This window comes from Arenibacter lacus, assembly GCF_008711145.1.
Taxonomy (GTDB): domain Bacteria; phylum Bacteroidota; class Bacteroidia; order Flavobacteriales; family Flavobacteriaceae; genus Arenibacter; species Arenibacter amylolyticus.
The window spans coordinates 48,138-70,181 of the sequence record NZ_VVIN01000014.1 but is presented as its reverse complement, the minus strand read 5'-3'; the positions used below and the strand labels follow the sequence as shown (position 1 = coordinate 70,181).

Genomic DNA, 22,044 nt, shown 5'->3' with positions numbered 1-22,044 from the left:
GACTACTGTTTACCGTTTACTGGCTACTGAACCAATCTCAATACTCAATACTAACTACTTTGTACTTACTACTATAAAAAATCCCTTAACCCTATAAATCAAGTAGTTAATCTAAAAGCCTAAATTCCTCCCATTTCCTTCATCTGTCATCAAAAGACTATAAGATATTGATTTACAGAAATATAAGGAAGGTTCGCAAACTATTTAAGAAAAATTTCTTTTTGATTGTAAGTAAATAGTCTGATCAAATTTTAATATACTTGTAGGTTTATAAATAAATTAACTAAACCTATTATGAAATTAAATTTAATTCTTGCATTGGTTATGCTATCCTCAAGCATTGGCTTTGGGCAACGCATTCAGGGCAAGGTCACCGATGAATCCGGTGTGCCCTTACCAGGAGTAACCGTATTGGTGGTAGGAACCACTACGGGTACCACAACAGATTTTGATGGTAATTATGCCATTAACGCAAAAGAAGGTGAAAACTTATTATTCTCTTATCTAGGCATGCTTTCACAAACCATCCGCCTAGGGTCCCAATTTACCTTGAATGTGACAATGAAAGAGGATGCCACTAGTTTAGATGAAGTGGTGGTTACGGCTTTTGGAAATGAAAGCAAAAAGAGATCCCTAACCAACGCCGTACAATCCATTAACGCCGAGCAGTTACTGCAAGGAAACCAAAATAATATGGTAAATGGATTACAAGGGAAAGTATCTGGAGTTACGGTGGTAAATTCTGGAGGTGCCCCAGGAGCTTCTTCTGTTATCCTTATTCGTGGAGGGACTTCTATTACGGGGAATAACCAACCCCTATTTGTGGTAGACGGAATTCCAATAGATAACTCTACGAGTTCCAGTTTAATTGTGGCTAGCACCAACAGAGCATCGGATATTAACCCAGAAGATATAGAGAGCATCTCTGTATTAAAAGGACCCACTGCTGCTGCCTTATACGGAATTCAGGCATCAGAAGGTGCTGTAATTATTACCACTAAAAAAGGGAAAGCCGGCGTAAGCAAAGTTTCGTATTCCGGATCCCTTTCCGTGGATAAGGTATTAGGTACCCCAGAAACCCAAAAAATATACGGACAGGGGAGACAGGTAGGAACGGACAGCTCTTTTACCTACGATACCGAATCCGAGTTTTCTTGGGGTGATAAAATAGCACAGGGCACTCCATTGTTTAACAATATTGAAGGTATATACCAGACAGCGGTTACTCAAAACCATAATGTTAGCTACTCCTCTGGGAACGAAAAAGGCAATATGTATTTTTCTATTGGTGACCTTTCCCAAGAAGGAGTTATCCCGAGTACCAGCTATGATAAAACCTCCTTTAAGGTGAATTTAAACTCCAATATCAGAAAAAATTTAACCCTAGGGGTATCCGGGAATTATATAGATACAAAAATAGCAAGCACAAGACAGGGAAATGCCACAGGAGGAAGCTTTAGAAGCCTACTTGCATACCCTTCCAATGTGAACGCTAAGGATTACAGCAACCCGGATGGATCTCAAAAAACGTTTTTCCTAGATCAACAATTCGATAATCCGTATTGGAGTATTAACAATAGTCCAAACACGGATCAGGTTAAACGACTGCTTGGAGTAATCAGTCTAAACTATAAGTTTTTAGAGGATTTTAATCTATCCTACAAACTAGGTATTGATAATTACAGCGAATACAATAAGAAAATTATTGGCGACGGTTCCTTAATCGAAAATCTGAACAAAGGAAGTATAAGTCAATTTGAAAAAGATCATAGCGGCCTAACATCCAATTTAATATTACGATACAATAAAGAGGTGTCCCAAGATTTCACCATTGATGCTATGGCTGGTAACTCTGTAGAAGAACTGGATATCAGGACAACCTATAGCAGCGGACGTGGCTTTCAAGCCCCAGGGATCTATAGTATTGGAAACATCCTTATCGAAAACCAGCAAATTAATGAGGTAATCACTAGAAAGCGAATCGTGGGTGTTTTTGGAGAGCTCCAATTGGCCTGGAAAGACGCCTTGTTCCTCACTGCAACCGGAAGAAATGACTGGTCCTCTACCCTACCAAAAAACAAAAGATCCTTTTTCTATCCGTCTTTAGGAACCTCGGCCATACTTACAGATTTAATAAAGGACATTAAAACAGACGAGGGCTTAAACTATTTAAAATTTAGGGCCACCTGGGCAAGAGTAGGTAAAGATGCTCCAATAGGCGCATTGGAGAGCTCCCTAGGGACTAATATCAATGGTCTGGCCAGTTCTGCTTATACATGGAATGGAGTGAATGTGGGTAATCCAAATCTGGAACCAGAATTTACAAACAGTTATGAGGTAGGTGCCGATATGAGATTTCTTAAAAACAGGCTTAGTCTAGATTTGAGTTATTATAGAAACAAATCGGATAATCAGATTCTAAGGGATATCCGTGTACCTCCCACTACAGGTACATTCTATGCCACCCTAAATGGGGGAGCCATTGAGAACAAAGGAATTGAAGCCCTACTTTCCGCTAGAATATTGGAGAAGAGTAATGGAATTTCCTGGGGAATGGATTTTAATTTTGGTATGAATAAAAGCAAAGTCTTGGAACTCCCTGGATTTTTAAATGAAGTATACTTATCGGACTCATGGACCTTTAGGAACTCAGCAGCTGGGGCCGCTATTTTGGATGGTTCGTTATTTGGATTAAGAGGAAAGCGTCCTCTAAAAAATGACAATGGCGAAGTTGTTATTAACTCCAATGGTTTCCCTGTGCTTTCTGATGAGACCTTTACAGACGTAAATAGGTTGCCAGACTGGTCTTTAGGAATTACCAACCGAATTGCTTACAAAAACCTAAGTATGTCTTTTTTACTAGACATTGTTCAAGGCCAGGATATTTACAATGCAACCGAATCTGCCCTGGTTTATTATGGACTTAGTACTAATACCTTGGATAGAGGGGAAAGTACCACTTTAAACGGGGTTACAGTAGATGGAAGTCCAAATAATGTTTCCGTTGTAAAAAACCAGAAATATTTTCAAGATTACTATTCTACCAATTCTGAAAATTTCGTTGAGGATGGCTCCTTTGCCCGATTGAGGTATGTTACGCTTTCCTATCAATTTCCGAAGGATATGTTAGATAAAATAGCTATAGGCTCTATGGAATTATACGCTACGGCAAGAAATCTCTTTACCATTTCCAATTACAGCGGAGTAGATCCTGAAATAAATACTTTTGGCGCAGGAATTTCCGGAGCTGGATCTATGTATATAGATAACTTGGGAACCCCAAGTACCAGAGGATTCGATATAGGATTAAAATTTACTTTCTAAAAAACATATAAGATGAAAATATTTAAATATTTATGGATATCGGTACTTCTTGCAAGTACCTCGTGTTCCGACGACTATTTTGATGTGAATGGTTCGGAGACTGCCCCTACCACCACGTCCTTAGCACCCCAGTATCGCATACAGGGCGCTATTGAAAATACAACAGGGACTGCACAATACAGGGGCATGCGAGAAGTTTTGGGAATCGTGCAATACGGCTCACAAAATGTTGCCGATTACTATTCCGAAACATGGAGTTCCTTCCTAACCACAGGAAGGTACTTCTTATGGCAAAATGCCTATGTGTATGCCTTGCCTAATACCGCAGACCTTATTGTTTTGGGAGAGGCGTATGATTCCCCCAACTTTGTGGCCGTAGGGAAAATTTTGAGGGCTTACATCTTGGGAATGACCACGGACCAATATGGTGATATTGTGATTGGGGATACCTACGACGGGAAAAGCTCTATGAACATTACGCCAAAATTTGTCACCCAGGAGGAGGCCTACAAAACCATTCTACAACTGTTGGATGAGGCAATACTACATTTGGACGAGGAAAGCGCCATAGGTCTTAACCAAGAAGGCGGCGATGTACTCTATAATGGAAACCAGGAAAACTGGAAAAAATTTGCCTATTCCCTTAAAGCCAGATATTTAAACCATTTGAGCAAGAAAACCTCTGGTGAAATGGCTTATAATCCTGATGCTATCATAGAAGCTTGCAATAATGCCATAGATTCCAATGAGTTAAACGCACAGAAAAATTATGGAGGCGGGGAAGCAGAAAATGACAACCAGCCCTTTAGCGCCAATGGATATGGTTCCTCTAGGATGGACTTCTTTTCAGATTTCTTTGTGAAGTTATTAAAGAATCCGCTTAATCTAACCATACCCACCCAAGATCCTAGACTAGAAATAATAGTTCCTGAAGCCGTTAATGGTGGCTACCAAGGGGTGGTTATTGGTCGTGGTCTTGCAGGAGAATCTCCAGATGATTATTCCCTAGGAAATGGTGGATTCTATACCAGCGCAAGCTCCCCCACCTATATGATTACTTACAGTGAGGTAAAATTTATTTCTGCCGAAGCCAAATTTAGAAAAGGTGACAAGGCCGGTGCCTATGCAGATTTTAAGGAAGGAGTGAGAGCCGACCTTGAAAAGCTAATGGTGCCTGCTGATCAAATATCGGACTATATGACGATGTTGGACACGGAAGTAGGAGAAGAAAATTTAGGACTATCCCACATCTTCGTGCAGAAATATATCGCCAACGTATTAAATCCAGAAACTTGGGTAGATATGCGTAGAATGGACTATAGCGATGCTATTTATCATGGTCTAGAAAGACCCGAAAATGTAAATCTAGATATCTTTCCTAATGAGGATGACTGGATTCAAGCCATGATGTACGAATACAATGAGGAAGATAGGAACTATGAAAATATGCCCGACAATAACCCGTACGTTCGGTTAACAACTCCCTTATGGTGGAATACTGCTGAATAAACTGCTTTCAACCTAGAATTGCTAGCATTAACAAAAACTCCCGTAAATTATCTTCACGGGAGTTTTTTTTATCAATACCTTTTGGCTTTAGGTAATCTGGAAATCTTTTAGATCCTTGTGATCTTGGCCCCAATTGCCCTTAGCCTAGTGTCTATATTCTCATAGCCACGGTCTATTTGTTCAATATTGTGAATGGTAGACGTTCCTTTGGCCGACAGGGCTGCAATTAACAGGGAAACCCCTGCCCTAATATCCGGAGACACCATGGTAGTAGCCTTTAAGCTCGACTTAAAGTTGTGCCCTATGACGGTTGCTCTATGTGGATCGCAAAGAATAATCTTAGCCCCCATATCTATCAATTTATCTACAAAGAAGAGTCGGCTTTCAAACATTTTCTGATGAATAAGCACCTCCCCTTTGGCTTGGGTCGCCATCACTAGGATAATACTTAGCAGGTCTGGCGTCATTCCCGGCCATGGTGCGTCCGAAACGGTTAGAATGGATCCATCTATATAATTCTGAATCTTGTAGCCGTCCTTTTGTTCGGGGATAAAGATATCATCGCCCTTACGCTCTAACTGTATTCCCATTTTCCTAAAAACACTAGGAATCTGTCCTAGATCGTCCCAGCTCACATCTTTAATGGTCAGCTCACTTTTGGTCATGGCTGCCAACCCAATCCAGCTACCTATCTCAATCATATCTGGAAGCATGCGGTGTTCCGTACCTCCAAGGGATGTTACCCCCTCAATTTCCAATAAATTAGAGCCTATACCCGTAATCTTGGCCCCCATTCTATTGAGCATCTTACAAAGCTGCTGCAAATAAGGTTCGCAGGCCGCATTATAGATAGTGGTCTTTCCCTCTGCAAGGACAGCTGCCATAACTATATTAGCGGTTCCGGTAACCGAAGCCTCGTCTAATAACATATAGGTTCCTTGCAAACGGTCTGCTTCTACACCGTAAAAATGCTCCTCCTTATTGTATCTAAATTTGGCACCCAACTTTATGAATCCTTCAAAATGGGTATCCAATCGTCTTCTTCCAATTTTATCCCCACCGGGTTTGGGCACATAGCCTTTTCCGAAACGGGCTAACAAAGGTCCTACCAACATGATGGATCCCCGTAATCCCCGTCCATCTTCTTTGAATTGGGCAGATTGTAAGAATTCTAAATTGATGTCCTTGGCCATAAATGAATAGGTACTCCTATCTATTTTATGGACTTCAACTCCCAAATCTTTCAACAGGGCGATTAGTTTATTGACATCTACAATATCTGGAATATTGCTAATCGTAATTTTTTCCGGGGTAAGTAATACGGCACAAAGTATTTGCAACGCTTCGTTCTTGGCCCCTTGAGGCGTAATCTCACCAGACAACTGGTGCCCGCCTTCAATTTTAAATGTTCCCATAAAATTAATGACGCTTTTTACCGCGAGAGTGGTTTCTTTGAGATTTTTTTGATGAAGAGGTTCTGGAGGTTTTGGCTACCCTATTTTTTAAGAACTGTCCGCTTTCGGTTAAGTTCTCACCTCCCTTGGCAAGATCTATTTGACCGTCACTAAGTTCATATAAATGCTTAAATATGATCTTGTCGTCTACGGTATCCTTATTCCAGTTTAGGTAGCACTTTTTCATGTGATTGGCAATGGCGTATTCCAATCCATCGCGCTTATCACCTTTTTCCCATTTTACAGCAACATCAATCATCCGTTTAATGTTGTTCCCATAAAATCGGTATTTTGGAAAATTTTGAGGGTATCCCAAGGGATCTGGCCTCCTTTGCAAGCTTTCCTTGGAAGTAATGGGAAATGGGGAAGTTACGTTCAGTTTAAAGTCGGACATAATAAATAGCTGATCCCATAACTTGTGATGAAAATCTGGCACATCGCGCAAGTGAGGCTGTATATTCCCCATTACACTTATGATTGCCTTGGCTATCCTGTCCCGCTCTTCATCGTCCTCAATGGAAACCGCATAGTCCACCATTTTTTGGAAATGACGCCCATACTCGGGAATAATGAGCTTAGAGCGCTCAGTATTGTATTCTAAGTTTTCTACTAAATTCAAATCGAAATGTTTATTGCTAATGATTTATGTGTTGATAAGGAAGTATTCTTATAACGCTCGCAAATTACTAAAATTATGCTAGATATACTATTTTATAGCGATATTACCCCTTCCAACTTCCCTACAGCCTTGTATTTTTCGATCACCGCATCTGGACCATCCAAGTTTACAGTGATAGATAGACTGGTGTATTTGGCCGTTTTTGAGGTTTTAGATTCTATAACCGCTCCGGTATTATCGAAAATAGTTTCTATCTGTTTTATTTTCTCGCTATTGGTAGGTACAATAAATTTATAGAGGTAATTGGAGGGCCACTTGCTTACTGTAGCCAATTGTTCCTTTAATCTTTTGTAGAAATCTTCCGAATTTTGTGGTTCCATGCCCTTATTTTTTTGGCAAAGATATAAAGTATCCTTGTCAATTTTTTAATCTTTATGGTATTTCATTACTTTGCAAGGCTATTTCCGTAGCATATTGCACAACACTAAATTTCGTTATTTGAATTCTAAAAAAATTGTTATTACGGGCGGACCCAGCACCGGCAAGACCTCTATCATAAATAAAATAGAAGCGCTGGGCTACTTTTGCTTTGAAGAAATTTCGCGTCAGGTTACCTTAGAAGCAAGGAAAGAGGGGATTCCGCAATTGTTTAAAACAGACCCACTGCTCTTTAGCGAACGTATTATGGAAGGCAGAATGGCCCAGTTCCACGCGTCCCAAAAAGTAGACGAGCCTCTTATTTTCTTTGATCGCGGACTTCCAGATGTTACTGCTTATATGGATTGTTTTGGTCAGGAGTACGGTCCACAATTTGTGAAACCCATTGAGACCCTCCGATACGATCATATCTTTTTATTGCCCCCTTGGCAAGAAATTCACGCTTCGGACAATGAGCGTTACGAAAGTTATGAAGAAGCCCTGCAAATCCATAGTTGTTTAGAAAAAACCTATAGGGATTTTGGATACACTATTATTGATGTTCCCAAGGAAACCGTAGAAGGAAGAGTTACCTTTATCCTAAATGCCTTAAAAAACACTTAGTGGAACAGCATCCCAAAGAGATTTTACAGCAGTATTGGGGATTCCCGGATTTTAGAAATTCGCAGGAAGAAATTATCCATGCCGTACTGCAAGGGAAAGATGTGATGGCCCTACTCCCCACCGGAGGAGGTAAATCTCTTTGTTATCAAGTTCCAGCCCTGGCAAAGGACGGGATATGTATTGTAGTATCCCCTTTGGTAGCCTTGATAAATAACCAGGTAGAAACTTTAAAATCCTTGGGGATAAAAGCCATTGCCCTAACTGGGGGAATCTCCTTTGAAGAGGTAAATCAATTATTGGACAATTGCCTGTACGGGAATTATAAGTTTTTATACCTCTCTCCAGAACGCTTGCAGCAAGACCTGGTTCGCGATCGCATACAACAGATGAACGTAAACCTTATCGCCATCGATGAGGCTCATTGTATTTCACAATGGGGAAACGATTTTAGGCCTGCCTATTTAAAATGTGCAGAGCTTAGGGAACTAGTACCCCAGGCACCGGTAATTGCCCTAACGGCCACGGCAACCGATATGGTGGTCCAGGATATTTGTGAAAACCTAGGACTGAAGGAACCACTTAGGGTAAAGGATTCCTTTGCAAGAAACAATATTACCTTCAATGTGTTTTGGGACGAGGATAAGAATTATCGATTAAGGGAGCTGTGCAGGGAATGCAGAACCAGCGTCATTGTATATGTCCGCAATAGAAGAATGACGGTAACATTGACCAATTATTTAATCAATCAAGGGCAATCGGCCACTTTCTTCCATGGGGGAATCAATAAAAAGGATAAAGAAGAGCGATTAAACAACTGGCTATCCAATAAGGTTAAGGTAATGGTAGCTACCAATGCCTTTGGTATGGGGATAGACAAGCCAGATGTGGGACTGGTTATCCACTACCAGATTCCAGACAGTATGGAAAATTATTTTCAGGAAGCCGGGAGGGCCGGTCGCAATGGACAACCAGCACGCGCCGTAATGATTGTAAATCAAAAGGATGAATCCCAGGTGCGCAATCAGTTTTTAGGCTCGCTGCCAGATGTAGCTTTTATAAAACTCCTTTATAACAAACTGAATAATTATTTCCAGATTCCTTTTGGGGAAGGTAGCAGTGAGACCTACCCCCTACCCTTTAATGCCTTTTGCGACACCTATAAATTAAAAGGAAACCTCACCTATAATGGGCTGCGAATATTGGATCAGAATTCGGTAATCTCCCTCTCAGAGGCTTTTTCACAAAAAACTACCATTAGGTTTATTGCATCTAAGGGACACCTATTCCAGTATTTGGATACGCATACTAAAACTGCCCCCATCATTCAGACTATTCTACGTACTTATGGGGGGGTGTTCGACTTTGATACTAAAATCAACACCTTATTGATTGCCAAAAAAGTGAATACCTCGGAACAAGAGGTAATCCGCACTTTGGAGCGATTGGCGCAGGATGAAATAATAGAATACTCCGCACAGCACAACGATCTAGAAATTACTTTTTTAGTTCCTCGGGAAGATGAGCGTACCATACATATGTTTGCTCAGAAAATAAAACAAATGATTGCTGTGAAAACCGCCAATGTAGATCAAATATTGACCTACGTAAAAAACACTACGGTCTGTAGAAGCGCTCAACTCCTCTCCTACTTTGGGGAAAAACAACCTACACCCTGCGGGCAATGTGATGTTTGTCTACAAAAAAAGCCTATAGACCAAGACATCATTACCATTGTACAACAGGAGATTTTAAAACATTTACAAATACAAAAGTATGGATCCCGCGAGTTGATCCGACTACTTACGTATAAAGAAAGCTCTGTTTTAATGGCCTTACAAGGGCTGTTAGAAGACGGCAGTATAAGTATTAACTCAACAAATCAATACGAAATAAGCAAATAATGGAAAAACCTAGAATCGTATTTATGGGCACCCCGGATTTTGCGGTAGCCACTTTGGAAGCCTTACACAAAGGTGGTTTCCCCGTAGTGGGGGTTATCACTGCTCCCGATAAACCTGCCGGCCGTGGAAGAAAACTGAACCAATCCGCTGTAAAGCAATACGCTTTAGAGAACGGGCTAAATCTATTACAGCCCACCAATTTAAAAGATGAGGGGTTTTTGGAGTCCTTAAAATCCCTTAGGCCACAGTTGCAGATTGTGGTAGCCTTTAGAATGTTGCCTAAACTAGTTTGGGCCATCCCCCCAATGGGCACTTTTAATTTACACGCCTCCCTCCTCCCGGATTACCGTGGGGCGGCTCCCATTAACTGGGCCATCATAAATGGGGAAAAGGAAACGGGTGCCACTACCTTCTTTATTGACGAAAAAATAGACACTGGAGAAATATTGTTACGGGAAAGCACCTCTATTAGTGAGGACGACACTGCCGGCACGCTACACGATAGGTTAATGATACTAGGAGCCCAATTGGTCATCAAAACCGTAGAGCAGCTTATGGCTGGAGAAATAACCCCGAAAAAACAGTCCGAGGATACCGAATTGAAAGAGGCTCCTAAAATTCATAGGGATACCTGCGAAGTAAACTGGGACCAGCCAATGGAACAAGTATATAATAAGATAAGAGGATTAAGTCCCTACCCCACCGCTTGGAGTACCTTATATAATGGAGAAGATAAAAGTTTGGTCAAAATCTATAAAGCGGCCAAGGAGGAAGCTACGCACCAAATGGAAGTTGGAAGCCTCTTGGCATCTAAAAATGAGCTAAAGGTTGCGGTTAAAGGAGGCTATATGAAACTCCTAGAAATTCAACTTCCAGGAAAACGAAGAATGACCATTCGGGAGGTTTTAAACGGATTAAAATTGGAAAAAAGTGCTTATCTGCGCTAAACCCCCATGTACATTGACGCCAGCGAGAACCGTAAAAATCCTCCTACTTTATTAACAATGTCCCGAAGTTATCAACAAAATTAGCGATTTCCCTATGTTTTACTTGCGTTACTGGCAAATCCGTATAATTTTGTTGGAGTATTAAAATATAAATAATAACAATTAATTAATCGAAATTATGAACAAAACAGAATTAATAGATGCAATGGCAGCTGATGCTGGCATTACAAAAGCAGCAGCAAAGAAAGCTTTGGAATCTTTTTTAGGAAATGTTGAAAGCTCTCTAAAAAAAGGAGATAGAGTATCTTTAGTAGGTTTCGGATCTTGGTCTGTTTCCAAAAGAAATGCTAGGGAAGGTAGAAACCCATCTACTGGAAAAACAATTCAAATCGCAGCAAAAAATGTTGTTAAGTTTAAAGCGGGATCTGATTTAAGTCAGTCTGTTAACTAATCATTTTTTCAGCATACGTATAAAACACTTCCGTGTGGAAGTGTTTTTTTTTGCGAAAAACTTTCCAAATTTAGTTAAATATAGTACTTTAGGAATATAGAACCCTATGTTATGATCGCGGAAAAACCAAAAAAAGGTAAACTTCTTATCGCTGAACCGACACTTTCCGGCGATGTTTCCTTTCACAGGTCCATAGTATTACTTGCCGAACATAATGGCGAAGGTTCCGTTGGATTTATTCTCAACAAACCCCTAAATCACAACATAAACGACCTAGTCACAGAAATAGAAGCTTCCTTTCCGGTATACAATGGTGGCCCCGTAGAGCAGGACAACCTTTATTTTATCCATAAGGTACCCGATTTGATAGAGAATAGTATTGAAATTGCGGATGGTATATTTTGGGGTGGCGATTTCAGCTGTATTATAGATCTGATTAACAATCGCATTATCACTGAAAACGACATCCGTTTCTTTTTGGGTTATTCTGGCTGGTCTTCACTACAATTAGAAGAGGAGCTCCACTCCAAATCTTGGATTGTGGCCAACAATATTTACCATTGCAATATCATTCAGAAATCTGCTGATGCATTTTGGAGAGAAAAGATGTTGGAGTTAGGCGGCAACTACCTCATTTGGTCCAATTCTCCCGAAAACCCCAATTTAAATTAATGCTTCTACCCTAGTTAAGTCTTGCTGCGGCGTTTAATTTACCAACAAGGTCTTGTGCCACAGTGGTATCATACGTCTTTTTCCGATACTTACTAATAGGTTGTATCCCAACAATGGCGTTGGTGATAAACAATTCATCTGCCTTTTGAAGCTCGAAAGGGGAAATATGGGTTTCCTCGAATACGTATTGCTCCAAAGCTTCTAAGATTCCAATTAGTTTTTTACGGATAATTCCGTTTAAACAGCCGTCTTTTAAGGGGGCAGTTTTAATATGATTTCCCTTCACCAAAAAGAGGTTCCCATTAAGAGCCTCTACTACCCGCTTCTCATTGTTTACAAGGAGGCAGTTCTGATAACCGTTTTCCTTCGCAAAAACGCTTCCTACCACGTTAATAAGCTTGTTGTTGCTCTTAAGGGTAGACAACATATCTGGGTTGACATAAAAGTCTTTAAAAATTTCCACTTCATAGGCATCTTTGTTAAGCACAAAGAAGGGAGCTTCCAATGCTATGGCCTCCATTAGGAAGGAAATATCATTGGTATCCGGTAAATAGAGTCCGCCATTATTTCTAAAAACGGTGAATCGCACTCGCGCTGGGCCATTTTCCAAGGAATTTGCCGTGACGGTAGCCATGATCTGTTCTTCCAAATACTCCATGGTAAAGCTCATAGGGATTTCCATTCGCAGGATACGCATAGAGGCCATAAGCCTTAGGTAGTGGTCTTCCCAAAAGAACAGTTTGCCATTCACCACCCGTAAGGTCTCAAAAAGAGAGTCGCCATAGCGAAGTCCCCTATTTTCGTGATTTAGAAAAAATGAATCGTCGGAAAGTAGATCTCCATTAAAATTGATCATAAAAAAAGCCTTGAAAAATCAAGGCCAAAGATACATTTATTTCGTTAAAGGCCTAGGTGGACCCCAAAACTTGTTTAAGGCTAGACACCTGATTCTCCCATAGCATTTTAGATTCGGCCACCTCGTCCTCTTCTGCAAAATCCGTAATGAAGAGAGACACATCCTTAGTAATCTCATCCACAATAATACGCATTTCAAAAAAGCTATCATCTTCTTCTGCGACCCAGGTAAACTTGACGAATTCGTCACTTTTCCGTTTTAGCATTCTTGCCTCTTCTTCCGAGCCGTCCCAGATAAAATAAAACTTTTCTCCTCTGGAGTTCACATTATCGGCAAACCACTCTGAAAGTCCGGAAGGAGTGGATATATATTGATACAGTAACTGTGGCGAGGACTGTATAACAAATTCAACTTCAAATTTAACTTTATCGTTCATTCCAATCGTATATTTATGGTTGTCAATATATATATTTATATAGGATTAAAAAATAAAAGAAGAATATTAATTTTTTTCTAATCTTATTTTGAAAGAATAGAAATTAAACTATATATTTGCAGCCGTTTTGAAATACAAATGGCGAGGTAGCTCAGTCGGTTAGAGCGTCGGATTCATAACCCGGAGGTCTCGGGTTCAACTCCCGATCTCGCTACAAGTAAATACGGGAAACCCAGGAGATTCATCTTCTGGGTTTTTTTCTTCTGTACAACATATGTACAACATTTTGATCCCTATTTTGCCTATTATCCAACAACTTATAAAGTTACAGTCTTCTCGTGCATTGTCAAAAAACTGTCCCAATTTGAACTTATTTAGCGTGTTTCAATAGCCAATTGTTGGTCGATTTTACTAGGAAATAATCACAGTTCCGCTACCCCCTTTTTAAAATCTTAATTATTTTTACCTTGTCTCGTCGTGTCTCCTTGCTCTTTTTTAAAGGATAATAGCATCTTCTTTAAATTTATTCCTATCCCTAAAAGTTGGATTGGAAGGATATTTCCACGGTTTTGGGTGAAAAATTATATGATTAAACGGCGAACCCGGAAAGGTCAGAGTGGTTATTGGAACTATTTTATTTACCAGCCTTTGAGTTTCTCCAACGGAAGGTAAAGCATCTGGGAAATTAGTGCAGTCCATTTTCGAATACAATGAGAGTATAAACAATCAAAAAAAAGGGCCTATAAAAGCCCTTCATCTGCAAAGGAATAATACCCTTCCCTGGTTATGATAATACTATCCAGCGTGGGAATATTCAATAGTTTGGAAGCATTCTTCAATTTGGTTGATATTTGCTTATCAGCTTCCGAGGGATTTAGGTTCCCAGAGGGATGATTATGCACTTACTATGCTATGTGTCTTAATCAGGACTGCCTGTCTGAGCACATCTTTTACCGAGATCAGACAGCCACTATCGGTTCCTGAGGTTAGATGGTGAACGTTTACCTTGGCGGTCTATGCCTACCTTAACCGGTAGGCAAGCCTGCCTACACCGCTAGTTCGCGCGTCACCCTCGGACTACATCGATAAAAACCAATCCAGTTTAAACAAACAGCCCCAGTTGATCAGGATATCACCCGTATTAATGATTATGGAACTTCTCAATGTTCGACCCAAGTTTTCCTACTCCCCAACTAGGAACTGACTTCATTTTACAAATACCAAAACATTGGACCATTCAACATCAATAAATCAAAATTGCTAGGATAACCCGCAGCCTAGGTAAGAAAGATGATAGGCACTATGTGTCATGATAACTTATCACGAAAAAACTCAATGGTCCTACTCCATGCGAGTTCAGCCGCATCCCTATCATACCTTGGGGTAGTGTCATTATGAAATCCGTGGTTTACTTTAGGGTAGATATACGCGGTGTATTCTTTATTATGTTTTTTTAAGGCCGACTCATAGGCGGGCCATCCTGCATTTACACGTTTATCCAATTCCGCGAATTGAAGCAGTAAGGGTGCTTCTATCTTTTCAATATCTTCCGTTGGCTGTCCTCCGTAAAAGGGTACGGCTGCAGCTAGATCTGGGAGCCTCACGGCCATCATATTGGAAATCCAACCCCCAAAACAAAAGCCTACCACCCCTACTTTTCCATTACAATCCGGGTGTGATTTTAGATAGTGAAAAGCGGCTATAAAATCTTGAAGCATCTCTTCCCTATCCCTTTTCTGTTGTAGCTCGCGTCCCTCATCGTCATTCCCAGGGTAACCTCCCAAGGGAGTAAGGGCATCCGGAGCAAGAGAAATAAAGCCCTCAAGGGCTGCCCTTCGTCCTACATCCTCTATATGGGGATTTAGGCCACGGTTCTCATGCACCACCACAATTCCAGATAATTTTCCTTTAGTTTCGGCAGGCTTGGATAATAAAGCCTTCATCTCCCCTCCTCCTTTTGGGGAATTATAGGTAATGTACTCCGATTTTAACCTAGGATCCTCCTGTTTAATCTGAATTTTCTTCACATAATCGGGCGATATAAAGCTAAGCAACGAACCAACCGTGAGTCCACCTACTGCATAGGTAGCAAGCTTATCCATAAACAACCTTCTATTGACCCGGTTATGGGTATAATCGTCATAGAGATCAAACACTTCTTGTTTAATGTCTTCCTTTGTGATTTTTTTCATTTTTCCAAGATGTAAGTATGGGTTAATCTAATATTTGTTGCACTACCCTTAGGTAGGTTTCCCTCTTATGAATGTGCATTACCGTCTTCTTTGACCGGAATATTCCATGGCCTCCCCTTTTCCAAAACCATAACTAAATCCGAAGGAAACAAATCGGCCTCTTTGTCGCGTATTATAAATTTCAAAATCTGCCTGGGCAATCTGGCTCTCATCTATCCTAGACTCAAACACATCCCGTATACTTAGGCTGAGTACCGCCTTGCCTTTAAACATACTTTTTCTAAGCCCTAAATCCATATACAGATTATCGCTTATAGTGCTTTGAACAGTTTGGTAACTAGATTCATAATTACCGGTCATTTCCAGATCGATATCCACTGGCAGTTTCAACTTTGCCATTAATTTGGCAGACCACTGATCTCCTTTAAAATCGAACACTGCGTCTTCAAACATGCCCTCCCGCTTAAACTGACTATAATTAAAGTCGCCCGTAAGGGTAAACCATTTTACGGGACTATATTTGGAATTAAACTCAATCCCATTGGATTGGTTGGTTCCAATGTTCTCTGGTCTATAGGTACTGATATTATTCTCAAAGGTAGATACGCGTTCTATAACATCGGTTGTATAGCGTCTGTAGATGCCAAGATTTAACGAGGTCTTACCCAAAATATAAATACTGGTAATCTCATAAGAATCTGTAAATTCTGGTAAAAGATCCGGATTCCCTTGGCGGATGCTATAGTTATTGCGAATGTTAAAAAAGGGATTTAAATCCCATAATCTAGGCCTGTAAATACGTTTGGAATACCCTGCTTGCAAAGAAATCCTCTCGTTAAACTTATAGGAAGTATGCACACTTGGGAAAAAGTTGGTGTAATCCTGGTCATTAGCTTCTCCGGATGTTGCCAATAAGGTGCTTAGATCTGTTTGTTCTAAGCGTAGCCCTGCTTTTATACCCCATTTCTCCCCTTCGTAGGAGGCAGTACCATAGAGCCCTAAGACTTTTTGATTGTACTCAAAAATATTGGTCAGGCCAGGATCGTTCTCAAAGGCACCATTCACTAAGTTATTTACCTCATAATCATTGCTCACATCGTTCAGAACATATTGCGCGCCGGTTTCCAAGGTCCATTGGTCCGTAAACGGATTGGTGTAGTCTAACTTATACGTAAATACCGCTTCTTTAAAATCGGTTCTCGTTTGTTGGGTTGCATCATTATTATCTCCAGCAATAGTGGTGTTTACAAATTCGGAGGATTGGTCCTTCCCAAAAAAATTACCCAAGGCACTAAAGAGCAAGGTATGGTCTTCATCCCCCTTAAAATCTTTCTTATACTGCAATTCGTACTGCAATTTCGGGTTTTTGGCCTCGGTGACCTCGTTCCTTTCCCATTCGGCACTCGTATCCCCATTAGGAGCAATGGCTGCAAAGGCCGTGGACGATGGTTGCTCCTCTATTTCCATTGCAAAATTTCCGGAAAGCGTAAGTACATTGGTTTCATTGATGTGGTAATCCGTTCCCAAAACAATATTGTAATAGGTTTCATTCCGATATTCGGTACCCTTGCTAAGGATGGTGCGATTATTGGTCAAATCCACATTTCTAGTTTCAATATCATTAGGCAATTCGCGAATGCCAACTCCTAACTGACTGAAAAGATTGAATTTTTCCGTCCGCCTATTTAGACTTACCCCCACGCTATGGGTATTGGGAGCACCTGTATTTACAGAAATAGAGCCATTTAGCCCTTTTCGATCTTCCTTTTTAATAACGATATTGATAATTCCCGACGTACCCTCGGCATCGTATTTTGCAGACGGATTGGTAATCACCTCTATCCTATCTATCATATCAGCTGTAATAGTACCTAGGGCATTTCCCTGTTCACTTGCGATAATAGACGGCTTCCCATTAATCAAAATTTGAACACCCTGGCTACCGCGTAAACTTACCTGTCCCTCTATATTGACGTTTACCGAAGGGACATTATTCAGTACTTCTAAGGCACTGGCACCAGTGGTACTTAGATCTTTCCCCACATTAAACACCCGTTTGTCCAACTTAAATTCGGTGCGCGAAATTTCACCTTGTACTACTACCTCCCGTAATTGTTCGGCATTCTCGGAGAGGGCAATGGTACCTAAATCGATCTTTCGGGCTTGCCCAAGCGGTTTAGCAAAAATCTTGTTCTGAAAGCCAAGGAAACTAACTTCTATATAAAAATCGGAAGCCTCCGTCTTTAATTGGAACCTTCCATCATCCGAGGTGGTAGTACCTGCTATTGGTTTTTTGCTCTCTACTTCCGCTACCATTACGGTAGCAAAGGCAATGGGCTGTCCACTGGCCTCTTCCACCACCTTTCCGGTAATGGTATAGGTGTTTTCTTGGGCAAATGATACCTGGGAATTAAGTGACAAAAAGAAAAAAGATAATAATTGAATGCAATAGTATTTCATATTCTGATTGTTAAGGTGTCCTACAGTTTGTGCGTAAACCTAAGTTGCAACTTTTAAGTTAACCCCATTAATAATTTTCTGTAAACGACATAAATGGGAATGTAAACAACACAGCTTGCACAAAATTACGTTCACATCTGTTCCGGACAATAAAAACCGATGAAAGTGAACAGCTTGTACCACTGGAAATATTAAAGTTAAAAATTATTAGCCTGATCCACTTACTACAAACCACTTATTCTATTTTCAAGACATGCAGGAATTTTGAGTGCTATCCTTTAACACCCCCACTTAAGCATCTTAGTTTGTTATATCTAAACAAGACCTAGAAGGTCCATTGAGAAGCAAAGGCGCCTGCTTGGCGCTTCAAAACAGTACCATTGTTTTTTCTTTTTTGTCATGGTCCAAAACTTAGATTTTGTACTTAACTTGTAATGCTATTTGAGTTAGTTATGCTGATGTGTTTCATCCTACCACATATATTATGATCTAAAACATGCGCAAGTTCACGGAGAAAGCAGACAAATTAGGGAGCGGGATCTAAGCATTACAAGAATAGGAATAAACCAACCGACATCGATATGAAAAGAAAATTTACTGGCCTAGTTATCCTACTCCTAATTTTTTCTTCTTTAAATGGGCAATCCCTGTCCAAAAACGACATCACCCATCTTGCCAAGGAGAAATTCCCTGAGGCGCTTCAGTCTCTTAGGCAATTTCTCCAGATTCCGAATGACGGCCATTTTCCAGACCAGATAGAAAACAACTTAGTATGGTGCGATTCGGTTTTTACCGGTTTAAAATTCAACACCCAAAGAATTACTACTAGCGGGGCACCACTGCTATTTGCAGAGCGAATATTTCACCAGGAAGCTAAAACTGTATTGTTTTATCTACAGATCGATGGCCAACCCGTAGATACCACCAAATGGCTCCAACCAAATCCTTTTGTTCCGGTGCTAAAAAAGAACGTCGGTTTAAACCTATGGGAAACCATAGCCTTCCCCACAAAGCTCGATTCTTTAGACCTGGATTGGCGCATTTTTGCAAGATCGGCCTCCGATTCCAAAGGTCCTGCCATGGCCTTTATTTCTGCCCTGCAAATAATGCAGTTTAAAAAAATCACTCCTGCTTATAATATAAAAGTGATTATGGACTTTCAGGAGGAAATGGGTTCTCCCCAACTTCCTAAAGCGGTAGAGGACAACAAGGAATTATTAAAAGCAGAGATGGTATTGATTATGGATGGCACCAGACACCTATCTAACCTCCCTACCCTCACTTATGGTGCGAGGGGTATTGCCACGGCCACCTTAAGGGTCTTTGGCCCTAGATACGACCTACACAGTGGTCAATACGGTAATTTTGCCCCCAATCCCGTATTTGATACCGCAAAACTCTTGGGCAGCTTAAAGGATGAGGACGGTAAGGTTACCCTACCGGGATTCTATGACGGCATCACCCTTAGCGACAAAGAAAAACAACTACTGAACAGCCTTCCAGAAAACAAGGACAGTATTATGCAAACTTTGGGAATCGCTATGGCAGATGCAGTAGGGAATAGTTATCAGGAATCCTTGCAGTATCCCTCCCTCAACATTAGGGGACTTAGAGCTGCATGGGTAGGTAATGCGGTCCGCACCGTAATTCCCTCAGAGGTAATTGTGGAGTTCGATATGCGTTTGGTTCCCGAATCGGATGGAAATCGATTAATGGAACTCTTAAAAAATCACATTCAGCAACAGGGGTATCACTTAGTGGATGCTATCCCTACAGAATTGGAACGGCAAAACTTTAAAAAACTAGCCTCGTTTACCTATAAGCTGGGATCTAATGCATACAGAACGGATTTTGAAAGTCCAGTGGGTGTAATGCTAAATAAGGCCTTGAGTAGAATATATGGAACGGATTATGTCACTATGAGGACTACGGGCGGCTCCCAGCCCATTGCTCCTTTTATTAAAACACTGGGTATTCCGGCAGTATCCATCCGTATTCCCAATCCGGATAACAATATACATGCTCCCAACGAAAACCTGAGATTGGGTAACTTTCTAGAAGGCCTGGAAACCTGTTTGGCAATATTGGATCAGCCGATTGAGTAAATTTAGAAGAAATACTACAGGTATTTTGTCTTGAACGGTGCCAGCACCATTCTCAAAAAAATATAAATATTCCTTTGTCATATAGTACGGCACCGGTGAAATGATCCGTAAATTAAATTCCATTTTTCTTCGGTGTCTTCACTGTTATTGTTAATTACAATTTCAATCCTGTCCTTTTCTTTAACCTAATTTACTTATCAAAAGTGCCTTTCTCTACAAACGCATTGAGGATTTTTAGGAGTAAACCTTTTCTTTGGCAACATTACCTACACCTGAAACCTCATACAAATCTTAAGGTCAGCGGATTATCCAACTCTTCAAGATCATAATACGTCAATAATCCGCTATTTAAAATTTAAATAAGACATTGGTGATTAAATAGATTTTATAAAAAAATATAAATACATTAGATTAGTCCCTGAGAAACCTGAATAAACCCAACTTATTCCATTGTCCTATGGTAATGGCTTATGGAATAAAACTAATCAACCAACTAAGATTATGAAGAAAAATTACTTATTTGCACTAATGCTATTTGTTGCTATTGGATGTAAAAACAGCGCGAAAACAGAGCATAGGATTAAAAAGGAACCTATAGGGATAGATAATATCGCCTATAAATGGGGCGAAATGGCGCTGACCGCAACCGCTTATGATACAGATCGATTTCAACCTAGACCAACGATTACTTCCCGCTACTTGGGGTTGATTTTTGTCGCTATTTTTGATGCCTGGTCCCGTTTTGATGAAAATGCAATTCCGGTATACCTTAACGATGTAGAGAGAAGACCCGCCCAAGAACATTCATTGAAAAACAAGGAAATAGCAATTAGTTATGCTGGATTTCGAGCGATGAGTGAGTATTATTATTCTGATAAAGAATTGTTTGCTGATTTCATGAAGGAACTAGGTTTAGATCCAAATAACGAAAGCTTAAATCCCACTACCCCAGAAGGAATTGGCAACTTAGCTGCAAAGGCGGTAATTGCGGCCAGAATTGGCGACGGTGCCAATCAATATGGTGAGGAAGAAGGCTCAAATGGAGTTCCCTATTACAATTACGTAGGTTATGAGCCTATCAATTCTGCGGATAATAATGTGGATATAAATCGTTGGCAACCTAAATATTTTTCGGATGGAATGGGAGGCAAATTTGCCCCAGGATGTTTAACTCCTTTTTGGGATAAAGTAAAACCCATAGCCCTAAAATCTGGCGACCAATTTAGACCAGGACCACCGCCCATGGTGGGTTCTAAGCAATTAGAAGAGGAGGTTAAGGAGGTTGTAGAAATGCAGGCCAACCTTACCGATTACCAAAAAGCATTAGTAGAATTTATGCGAGATGGCCCACAATCAGTTCAACAAGCCGGACATTGGTTGCAATTTGCTCAAGAGGTATCGATTCGAGATAATCATACACTGGACCAAGATGTGAAAATGTATTTTTTTAATCAAGTTGTTGCTATGGATGCTTTTATTGCATCTTGGGATTCAAAAATGTTCTATGATTATGCTAGACCCTACGCATTGGTACATACCTATTATGATGATCAAAAAATTAAAGCTTGGGGAGGTGAGGACAAGGGAATCATAGAACTGGACGGAAACCAATGGAGACCCTATTCCCCGGAAACCTTTTTATGTCCGCCGTTTCCAAGTTATGTTTCCGGGCATAGTACCATTAGCGGAGGTTGTGCAGAAGCCTTAAAAATGTGGACTGGAAGTGATGAGTTTGGCTCCGATGCACAATTGGTAGCAGGTGCAATGACAGAACCGAATAGTTTGGGAGACACCATTACTTTAGAATTTCCTACATTCACAGAAACTGCGGAAATGGCTGGTATTTCAAGAGTTTTAGGAGGCTATCATATTCAGGCAGACAACATAGCTGGACTAGAATTGGGAAGAGATGTAGCTAAAGAGGTTTGGCAGTTTTACAAGAAACATACAGGTGAAGATAACGAACTACAATAGTTAAATATGTGCCCCGGCCGATTGGCGGGGCACATATACTTTTCAATAGAGATTCATTCCCTAAGCGAAGAAATTATGGCAACCTTAATTCCTTTTCCAAGTA

17 protein-coding genes and 1 tRNA gene are annotated in these 22,044 nt (G+C 40.5%); 10 read left to right on the top strand and 8 right to left on the bottom strand.

Features of this window, described 5'->3' with window-relative positions; translation table 11 throughout:
- Nucleotides 1–294: 294 nt before the first annotated feature.
- Both F1E73_RS06655 and F1E73_RS06650 read left to right on the top strand, forming a co-directional pair.
- The gene (locus F1E73_RS06655; protein ID WP_150451482.1) at nucleotides 295–3,324 is read left to right on the top strand and encodes a SusC/RagA family TonB-linked outer membrane protein; all 3,030 of its coding nucleotides are present in this window, start codon (nucleotides 295–297) and stop codon (nucleotides 3,322–3,324) included.
- Between the two features lie 12 nt (nucleotides 3,325–3,336).
- A complete protein-coding gene (locus tag F1E73_RS06650) occupies nucleotides 3,337–4,833 on the top strand; it encodes a SusD/RagB family nutrient-binding outer membrane lipoprotein (protein ID WP_150451481.1) in 1,497 nt (498 codons plus the stop codon).
- Nucleotides 4,834–4,940: 107 nt separating this feature from the next.
- On the opposite strand, the gene murA is transcribed toward F1E73_RS06650, so the two are convergent.
- From murA to F1E73_RS06635, 3 genes are all read right to left on the bottom strand, one after another.
- On the bottom strand, nucleotides 4,941–6,248 hold the full coding sequence (murA, locus tag F1E73_RS06645) for a UDP-N-acetylglucosamine 1-carboxyvinyltransferase (RefSeq protein WP_150451480.1): 1,308 nt from the start codon (nucleotides 6,246–6,248) through the stop codon (nucleotides 4,941–4,943).
- Between the two features lie 4 nt (nucleotides 6,249–6,252).
- The gene (locus tag F1E73_RS06640; RefSeq protein WP_086478144.1) at nucleotides 6,253–6,906 is read right to left on the bottom strand and encodes a DUF4290 domain-containing protein; all 654 of its coding nucleotides are present in this window, start codon (nucleotides 6,904–6,906) and stop codon (nucleotides 6,253–6,255) included.
- A 92-nt stretch (nucleotides 6,907–6,998) separates the two neighbouring features.
- Nucleotides 6,999–7,286 carry a DUF493 family protein gene (locus F1E73_RS06635; RefSeq protein WP_086478143.1) on the bottom strand — a complete coding sequence of 96 codons (288 nt, stop codon included), beginning with the start codon at nucleotides 7,284–7,286 and terminating at the stop codon, nucleotides 6,999–7,001.
- A gap of 118 nt (nucleotides 7,287–7,404) precedes the next feature.
- Here F1E73_RS06635 and F1E73_RS06630 point away from each other — a divergent pair, with 118 nt between their 5' ends.
- The 5 genes from F1E73_RS06630 (at nucleotide 7,405) to F1E73_RS06610 (ending at nucleotide 11,918) form a co-directional block, all read left to right on the top strand.
- Complete coding sequence (locus tag F1E73_RS06630) at nucleotides 7,405–7,947, top strand: AAA family ATPase (protein WP_086478151.1); 543 nt, start codon at nucleotides 7,405–7,407, stop codon at nucleotides 7,945–7,947.
- Nucleotides 7,947–9,848 (top strand): RecQ family ATP-dependent DNA helicase, encoded by a 1,902-nt coding sequence (locus tag F1E73_RS06625; protein WP_086478142.1) that lies wholly within the window; start codon nucleotides 7,947–7,949, stop codon nucleotides 9,846–9,848. The genes F1E73_RS06630 and F1E73_RS06625 overlap by 1 nt, the downstream gene beginning before the upstream one ends.
- Nucleotides 9,848–10,795, top strand: coding sequence for a methionyl-tRNA formyltransferase (gene fmt, locus F1E73_RS06620; protein ID WP_086478141.1), 948 nt, complete (start codon nucleotides 9,848–9,850; stop codon nucleotides 10,793–10,795). The genes F1E73_RS06625 and fmt overlap by 1 nt, the downstream gene beginning before the upstream one ends.
- Nucleotides 10,796–10,973: 178 nt before the next feature.
- Nucleotides 10,974–11,246: an HU family DNA-binding protein gene (locus F1E73_RS06615; RefSeq protein WP_086478140.1), complete on the top strand. Its 273-nt coding sequence runs from the start codon at nucleotides 10,974–10,976 to the stop codon at nucleotides 11,244–11,246.
- Nucleotides 11,247–11,357: 111 nt separating this feature from the next.
- On the top strand, nucleotides 11,358–11,918 hold the full coding sequence (locus F1E73_RS06610; RefSeq protein ID WP_086478139.1) for a YqgE/AlgH family protein: 561 nt from the start codon (nucleotides 11,358–11,360) through the stop codon (nucleotides 11,916–11,918).
- A 10-nt stretch (nucleotides 11,919–11,928) separates the two neighbouring features.
- Here F1E73_RS06610 and F1E73_RS06605 read toward each other — a convergent pair whose 3' ends face one another.
- Together F1E73_RS06605 and F1E73_RS06600 are read right to left on the bottom strand one after the other, a co-directional pair.
- Nucleotides 11,929–12,774: an aminotransferase class IV gene (locus F1E73_RS06605; RefSeq protein WP_150451479.1), complete on the bottom strand. Its 846-nt coding sequence runs from the start codon at nucleotides 12,772–12,774 to the stop codon at nucleotides 11,929–11,931.
- Nucleotides 12,775–12,826: 52 nt separating this feature from the next.
- Nucleotides 12,827–13,210 (bottom strand): START-like domain-containing protein, encoded by a 384-nt coding sequence (locus F1E73_RS06600; RefSeq protein ID WP_086478137.1) that lies wholly within the window; start codon nucleotides 13,208–13,210, stop codon nucleotides 12,827–12,829.
- 140 nt (nucleotides 13,211–13,350) lie between these two features.
- Here F1E73_RS06600 and F1E73_RS06595 point away from each other — a divergent pair.
- Nucleotides 13,351–13,424 (top strand) — tRNA-Met (locus tag F1E73_RS06595).
- 526 nt (nucleotides 13,425–13,950) lie between these two features.
- Here the strand turns inward: F1E73_RS06595 and F1E73_RS06590 are convergent.
- The 3 genes from F1E73_RS06590 to F1E73_RS06580 form a co-directional block, all read right to left on the bottom strand.
- Nucleotides 13,951–14,112 carry a JAB domain-containing protein gene (locus F1E73_RS06590; RefSeq protein ID WP_150451478.1) on the bottom strand — a complete coding sequence of 54 codons (162 nt, stop codon included), beginning with the start codon at nucleotides 14,110–14,112 and terminating at the stop codon, nucleotides 13,951–13,953.
- 405 nt (nucleotides 14,113–14,517) lie between these two features.
- Nucleotides 14,518–15,402: a dienelactone hydrolase family protein gene (locus F1E73_RS06585; RefSeq protein ID WP_150451477.1), complete on the bottom strand. Its 885-nt coding sequence runs from the start codon at nucleotides 15,400–15,402 to the stop codon at nucleotides 14,518–14,520.
- 78 nt (nucleotides 15,403–15,480) lie between these two features.
- On the bottom strand, nucleotides 15,481–17,862 hold the full coding sequence (locus F1E73_RS06580; RefSeq protein WP_150451476.1) for an outer membrane beta-barrel family protein: 2,382 nt from the start codon (nucleotides 17,860–17,862) through the stop codon (nucleotides 15,481–15,483).
- 581 nt (nucleotides 17,863–18,443) lie between these two features.
- Between F1E73_RS06580 and F1E73_RS06575 the strand changes: the two genes are divergently transcribed.
- The gene (locus tag F1E73_RS06575; RefSeq protein WP_150451475.1) at nucleotides 18,444–19,967 is read left to right on the top strand and encodes a M20/M25/M40 family metallo-hydrolase; all 1,524 of its coding nucleotides are present in this window, start codon (nucleotides 18,444–18,446) and stop codon (nucleotides 19,965–19,967) included.
- Nucleotides 19,968–20,468: 501 nt separating this feature from the next.
- Nucleotides 20,469–21,941 (top strand): vanadium-dependent haloperoxidase, encoded by a 1,473-nt coding sequence (locus F1E73_RS06570; RefSeq protein ID WP_150451474.1) that lies wholly within the window; start codon nucleotides 20,469–20,471, stop codon nucleotides 21,939–21,941.
- The last annotated feature ends 103 nt before the right edge of the window (nucleotides 21,942–22,044 follow it).